Raw genomic sequence first — 6,805 nt, 5'->3', positions numbered from 1 at the left:
TGATGGTGTAGGTGACTTCGACCGGGCCATTGACGTTGGCGGCCGGGGTGAAGGTCAGGGTGCCATCGGCGTTGACGACGACGGAGCCCTTGAGCGGATCGACGTTGGCGCCGGTGACGGTGAGCGTGTCGTTTTCCGGGTCGGTGTCGTTGCCGAGGACGGCAAACTTGACGGTGCTGTCTTCGGGCGTGCCAATGACGTCGGCGCGGGCGACCGGCGGGGTGTTGGCGCCGGCGATGGTGATGCTGAGGACGGCATTGGCTCTGCCCCCCTGGCCGTCGGTGACGGTGTAGGTGAAGGCGTCCTGCAGGGTGGCGCTGGGGGCGAGGCTGGTGACGGTGTTGTTGGTGGCGTCCGGGATGTAGCTGTACTGGCCGTTGGCCTGGATCGTGAGGGTGCCGTAGAGGCCGGTGACAACGGTGGCGCCCGTGACCGCTACGCCGGCCACGTTGCTGACAGCCAGGGTGTCGCCGTCCACGTCGGTGTCGGCGCCGGCGGGGTTGGTGATGAGGTTGCCGGTGGCCGGTACGGTGTCGGTTTTGACGAGGCCGTTGGCGTCGTTGCGGGCCACGGGGTCGTCATTGAACGGCGTGACGGTGAGGCTGACGGTGGTGACGACGCTGCCGCCCTTTCCGTCGGAAACGGTGACGGTGAAACTGTCGGGGCCGTTGTAGTCGCGGTTGGGGGTGTAGGTGTAGGTGCCGTCGGGCTTGACGGTGACGGTGCCGTTGGTCGGGGCGTCCTTGAGGGCGAAGCTGAGGGGGTCGCCGTCCGGGTCGGTGGCCGTGAGGGTGCCGGAGATGGGCTGGTCTTCGGGCGTCACCTTGCTGTCGGGCGTGACGACGGGGGCGTCGTTGGTGCCGTTGATGGTGATGGCGACGCGACTCGGGGTACCGTCGATGGTGGCGACCGGGAAGGTTTCGGAGAGGGTGTCGCCAAGGCCGAGGGCCTGCACGGCCGGGTGGGCGCTGTCGAGGGTGTAGGTCCAGTTGCCGGCTGCGTCGAGGGTGAAGCTGCCGTACTGGCCTGCAACGGCGGCCTGCGGCCGGAAGGCGGATTCGCCGGCGTCGGCGTCGCTGACCGTGAGGACGCCGTTGGTGGTGGGGGCGCTGTCTTCCGTCACCATGCCGCTGTCACGGCTGACGAGGGCCGGGTCGTTGGTGCCGACAACGGTGATGGTGATGGTGCTGGTGGTGCCGTCGGAGAGGCTGACGGGGAAAGTCTCGGTGCGGATTTCGCCGTCACGCAGGCTTTGCACGGCGTCGGTCGGGTTGGCGAGGGTGTAGGTCCAGCTGCCGTCCGGGTTGAGCGTGAGGCTGCCGTAGTTGCCCGGGGTGGAGGGCTGGGCGACGAAGCTGGCGCCACCGCTGGCGGTGAGCTGGCCGCCGGTCTGGATGGGGTTGTCTTCCTTGACGATGCCGACGCCAGGGGCGCCGATGACTTCGTTGAGGCCCAGAACCGTGACGACGACGGTGCTTTCGGTGCCGTCGAGGCTGGCAACGGTGAAGGTTTCGCTGCGGGTGTCGCCCGTGGCGAGGCCCTGGACGAGGGGGTTGCCGTTGTCGAGGGTGTAAGTCCAGTGGCCGGCGGCGTCGATGGAGAAGCTGCCGTAGGTGCCGGGCGTGCCGCTCTGGGCCTGGAAGGCCGACTGGTCTGCGTCCGGGTCGGTGACGGTGAGCGTGCCGCTGGCGAGCAGCGTGGTTTCTTCCTGAACGGTGCCGGCGCCCTGGCTGATGCTGGCCGGGTCGTTGACCGGGGCGATGTTGACCGTGGCGATGGCGGTGGAGGTGCCGCCCTTGCCGTCGCTGATGGTGTAGGTGATCTGTACCGGGCCATTGACGTTGGCGGCGGGGGTGAAGGTGAGGGTGCCGTCGGGGTTCACAAAGACCGTGCCCTTGGCGGAATCGACGCTGGCGCCGGTGACGGTGAGGGTGTCGCCGTCCGCGTCGGTGTCGTTGTCGAGAACCGTGAAGGTGACGGGCTGCTCTTCGTTGGTGGCGGCAAGGTCGGCGACTGCAACCGGAGCGTCGGGCGCGGGGGCGACGTTGATCGTTACGGTGGTGGTGGAGGTGCCGCCATTGCCGTCGGTGATCGTGTAGGTGACGGTGTCGGTGCCGTTGAAGTCGGGGTTGGGCACATAACGCAGGGTGCCGTCCGGATTGATCGTGACCTGGCCATTGGCGGCGCTGGCGTTGGTCACGGCCAGGGTGTCGGCGTCCGGGTCGGTGTCGTTGGCGAGCGGGCTGAGGGTGACGGGCTGGTCTTCGTCGGTGGATGCGGTGTCGGCTACGGCCACGGGGGCGTCGTTGGTGCCGATGACGGTGATCGTGACGGTGCTGGTCGTGCCGTCGATGCTGGTGACGGTGAAGGTTTCGGTGCTGCGCTGGCCTTCCTTCAGGCTCTGGACTTCGGGCTTGGTGTTGTCGAGGGTGTAGGTCCAGGCGCCGTCGGCCGAAAGATTGAAGCTGCCGTAGGTGCCGGCTGAATTGGTTTGCGGCTGGAAAGCCGCCTCGCCGGCGTCCGGGTCGACGATGCTGACGGTGCCGGAGGCGGTGGTCTGGGCTGGGGTGTTTTCCTTGACGGTACCGCTGCCGGTGCCAACGGTGGCGGCGTCGGGCACCGGGGCGAGGTCGACCGTGGTGGTGGCGGTGGAGGTGCCGCCCTTGCCGTCGCTGATGGTGTAGGTGATCTCGACCGGTCCATTGACGTTGGCGGCCGGGGTAAAGGTGAGGGTGCCGTCGGCGTTGACGGTGACGCTGCCCTTGGCCGGGTCGACGGTGGCGCCGGTGACGGTGAGCGGGTCGCCGTCGGCATCGGTGTCGTTGCCAAGCACGTCGATGCTCACGGGCTTGTCTTCGGTGGCGGCAACGGTGGCGTCGGTGTTGGCGACGGGCGGGGTGTTGGCCGGAACGAGCGGGGTTGTCGTGGCGCCGGCGACGGGCAGGAAGTCGATGCCGTCGGTGGTGCTGCTGTAGGCGTAGGAGACGGGCGTGACTTCTTCGAGGATGCGGACCAGGCGCACGAAGTCGTGGGTCTGGTCGCCCAGGCCGCCGCCGGTGACGCCGGCTGCCGGTTCTTCGAGGCCGTCGAAGGGATCGGTGCCCCCGTTCAGGGCCTGGATGACCTTGTCGGCATCGGCGCCGAGGCTGGAGACGATGTTTTCGCTGCGCTCAGGCGTGGCCGTGGCGAAGAGTTCGTCATTGAGCAGCAGTTCCCGTTCCGGCCCGACGCTGAGTTTTGCGCCGCTGGGCAGCTGCAGTTCCACGATGGCGCCGGCTGCGGTGACGATGGCATCGCCCTCGGCGACCACGTCACCCGGCTTGATGGCGGTGAGCTTGCCGCTGCTGTCGCGCAGGTAGGCTTCGCCCTGCACGAAAACGACAGTGCCCTTGGCGGTGGCTTGAGGGGCAGTGCTGACGGGGGATGCAGAGGTGGCCATGAGGAACTCCGGAAACGGATTGATCAGATGCTGCGAAATTTACGGATTCGTGACGGGCGTCGCCATTGTCCACAAGGACAGGGGGCGTGACGGATGCCACGGGCACTGCGCTGAAGGCTGAAAAGTTTGCGGGAATCCGCGGGAGCGGCAGGGCGCCGCTCCGGGGTTTAACGAACGCCGTGCACCCGCAGGGCGAGTTGCAGGCGGTCGGCGACCTGCAGTTTTTCAAACACGGCCTTGAGGTGAGCCTTGACGGTACGCTCGGTGATGCCGAGGGCGCCGGCGATGGCGAGGTTGCTCTCGCCCAGTGCGGCCAGGTGGGCGACTTCACGCTCGCGCTCGGTGAGGGGCGTGGCCCAGTCGGCGAGGCCGCTGCGTGGCAGGCGGCTGTCTACCAGGCGGAGCAGCCGCGACAGGAGCGCGCGGCCCACCCAGAGTTCGCCGCTGGCGATCACGTCGAGCGCCTGGAGCAGGGTTTCGAGGGGCGCGTGACTGTGGCAGTAGCCGCTGGCGCCGGCGTTGAGCGCGGCAAGCCCTTCGTCGTCGTTCGGCATGGACGAGGTGGCGAGGATGGCGAGGCCGGCGGCGTTGCGCTGCCAGCCGGGCTGGGTCCAGAGCGGCGGCTGGCCGGCCTTGGCATTGCCCAGGTCGATGAGGACAAGGCGGTGCCCGGCGGCGCGCCAGGTGTCGAGGCCCTCGAGATTGCGGGCGCGCACGGGGGAGCGGCCAAGGCCTTGCCAGCGCTCGGCGAGGAGGTCGTCGTCGGTCAGGATCAGGAGCGGTTGCGGGGAACTCATGGCGGGTCGGGGTCGGGGGTTTTCTCAGCGCTCGGTGAGGGCGTTGGCCTTGGCGCGCAGCACGGGTTTCATGAGGTAGCTGAGGAGGGATTTCTTGCCGGTGAGGATGTCCACTTCGGCCACCATGCCGGGGATGATCGGCATGCGTGCATCGCCGATGGTGCTCTTGGTGGTGCGCACCCGCACGATGTAGAAGGCGTTGCCCTTTTCGTCGGTGATGGTGTCGGCACCGATCTGTTCGAGCGTGGCTTCGAGGCCGCCGAAGGTGGAGAAGTCGTAGGCGGTGAATTTCACCAGCGCTCGCTGGCCAGGGCGCAGGAAGGCGATGTCCTTGGGCTGGACGCGGGCTTCGAGGAGCAGGGCGTCGTCGGTGGGCACGATCTCGATGATTTCCTTGCCCGGCTGCACGACGCCACCGACCGTGTTGGCGAAAAGCTGTTTCACGGTGCCGTTCATCGGGGCGCGGATCTCGGCCTGCTTGACCCGGTCGGCAAGGCCTTCGCTGCCGGCCGAAAGTGCGGCGAGCTTGGCGTTGGTCTCGGAGAGTTCGCTGCGGGCCTGGTTGCGCAGGTTGAGTTCGACTTCCTCGATCTTGCGCTGGGCTTCTGAAATCGACGCCTGGATGCGCGGGATCTGTGCGCTGGCGCTGTCGCGCTCGCCCCGGTAGCGGGCTACATCCCGTTCGAGGCGCAGCAGCTCGACCTCGGAGACGGCACCGGTCTTGGCGAGGGGGCGAGTCACTTCGAGTTCGCGGGCGGTGAGGTCAAAACTCTGCCTGGCCTGCTCGCGCCGGGCGGTGACTTCGTTGAGTTCCTGCCGGCGTTGCGACAGCTGCTGGCTGGCCACGCCGACGGTGGCGTCCAGTTCCATGCGCTTGGATTCGTAGGCGCTGCGTTCCTGCTCGACGAGATCGGGGGCTTCCTTGATGAGCTCCGGCGGCGGCACGAAGGCCTTGCCGCTGGCGACCGCGGTGAGCCGCGCGGCCCGGGCGAGCAGCGCGATGTACTGGGCGCGGTTTTCGCGTAGCGAGGAGACGAAGCGGGTCGGGTCCACCTTGAGCAGAAGCTGGCCGGTTTTAACCTGCTCGCCTTCCTTGACGAGGATCTCGGAGACGATGCCGCCGTCGAGGCTTTGCATGACCTGCACCTGCCGGGACGGGATGACCTTGCCTTCGCCGCGGGTCACTTCGTCCAGCTGGGCGAAGGCGGCCCACACCAGAAGGATGAGCACTGCGGCGCAGGTAAACAGCACGGCAATGCGGCTGCCGCGCAGTTTTTGCTCGGAGATGGCCCATTCGGCGTCGGCCATGTAGTCGCCGTCGTCGTGGATTTCACGTTTTTCGGCGCCGTCGAGGAGGCGGTCGAAGGCGCGCGAGGCGCGCTGGTAGATGGCGTTGTAGAGGGCGCAGAGGGGGCCGAAAATTCTTTTCATGATTTCACCCTGCCCGTCCGATGCGGCCCTGCTGGAGGGCTTCGACCACCTGTGCCTTGGGCCCGTCGGCAACGATCTTGCCCTGGTCGAGCACGATCAGCCGGTCGACCAGATCGAGCAACGAGGTGCGGTGGGTGACGAGGATGATTGTCTTGTTGGTGGCAAAACGGCGCAGGCGCTGCTTGAGGCTCTCTTCGCTCTGGTGGTCCATGCTGCTGGACGGTTCGTCGAGGAGCAGCACCGGCGGGTCGTTGAGCACGGCGCGGGCGATGGCCACAGCCTGGCGCTGGCCGCCGGAGAGGGATTCGCCGCGCTCTCCGATGGGCATCTCGAAGCCCTGCGGGTGGGCGTTGGCAAATTCGCGCACGCCGGCCAGCTCGGCCGCGGCGAGGATTGCGCTGTCGTCGGCGAAGGGGGCGCCCATCGCGATGTTGTGCTTGAGCGTGCCATAGAAGAGGGTGACGTCCTGGGGCACGAAGCCGATGGAGCGGCGCAGCTCGGCCGGGTCGATCTGTCGCGAGTCGATGCCGTCGATGAGCACTGCGCCCTCGGTGGGCTGATAGAGGCCCAGGACGAGTCTTTCGATGGTTGTCTTGCCCGAGCCGATGCGTCCGATGATGCCGACCTTTTCGCCGGCCCGGAGGCGGAAGCTGATTTTTTTGAGCACCGGCTGATCGCGGCCGGGGTAGCAGAAGCTGACATCCTTGAATTCGATGTCGCCGGAAAAACTGGGCCGATGCACGAAGCTGGCGCCTTCGGGCCGCTCGACCGGCAGTTCCATGTGGCTGCCCACCGAGGCGAGGGAGGTACGGGCGTTCTGGTATTGCATCATCAGCCCCGCCACCTGGCCCAGCGGCGCCATGGCGCGGCCGGACAGCATGGAGGCGGCGATGATGCCGCCCATCGTCATGTTGCCGTTCGAGAGCTCATAGACCCCGACGATGATCACCACGATATTGACCAGTTGCTGCACGAGCTGGGCAAAGTTGACCGTGCTCGCCGACAGCAGCTTGAGGCGACCGCCGATCTGGGCGATGAACAGCGTGGCGCGCTCCCATTGGCGCTGAACCTGGCTTTCGGCGCCGAGCGTCTTGAGGGTTTCGAGGCCGACCAGGCTTTCGATGAGGGTGGCGTTGCG

General features: G+C 67.3%; 4 protein-coding genes. All 4 read right to left on the bottom strand.

Going from position 1 to position 6,805, the window contains the following annotated elements; genetic code table 11:
* A partial coding sequence (locus Q1W26_RS01355) for a retention module-containing protein (protein ID WP_300434850.1) occupies positions 1-3,439 on the bottom strand: 3,439 nt, incomplete at its 3' end.
* Between the two features lie 167 nt (positions 3,440-3,606).
* Positions 3,607-4,236 (bottom strand): response regulator transcription factor, encoded by a 630-nt coding sequence (locus Q1W26_RS01350; protein WP_300434847.1) that lies wholly within the window; start codon positions 4,234-4,236, stop codon positions 3,607-3,609.
* Between the two features lie 24 nt (positions 4,237-4,260).
* A complete protein-coding gene (locus tag Q1W26_RS01345; RefSeq protein ID WP_300434845.1) occupies positions 4,261-5,667 on the bottom strand; it encodes an HlyD family type I secretion periplasmic adaptor subunit in 1,407 nt (468 codons plus the stop codon).
* Between the two features lie 4 nt (positions 5,668-5,671).
* On the bottom strand, positions 5,672-6,805 hold a 1,134-nt coding region (locus Q1W26_RS01340; RefSeq protein WP_300434843.1), incomplete at its 5' end, for an ATP-binding cassette domain-containing protein.

Origin of the sequence: Zoogloea sp., from assembly GCF_030157465.1 — a bacterium.
GTDB lineage: Bacteria > Pseudomonadota > Gammaproteobacteria > Burkholderiales > Rhodocyclaceae > Zoogloea.
Note: the sequence above shows the minus strand (reverse complement) of the source record. Positions and strands in the feature narration are given on the sequence as shown.

What these genes read in the sequence shown, in the direction of transcription:
- Q1W26_RS01350 (WP_300434847.1), bottom strand. Translation starts at nt 4,236, where the DNA reads ATGAGTTCCCCGCAACCGCTCCTGATCCTGACCGACGACGACCTCCTC.
- Q1W26_RS01345 (WP_300434845.1), bottom strand. Translation starts at nt 5,667, where the DNA reads ATGAAAAGAATTTTCGGCCCCCTCTGCGCCCTCTACAACGCCATCTAC.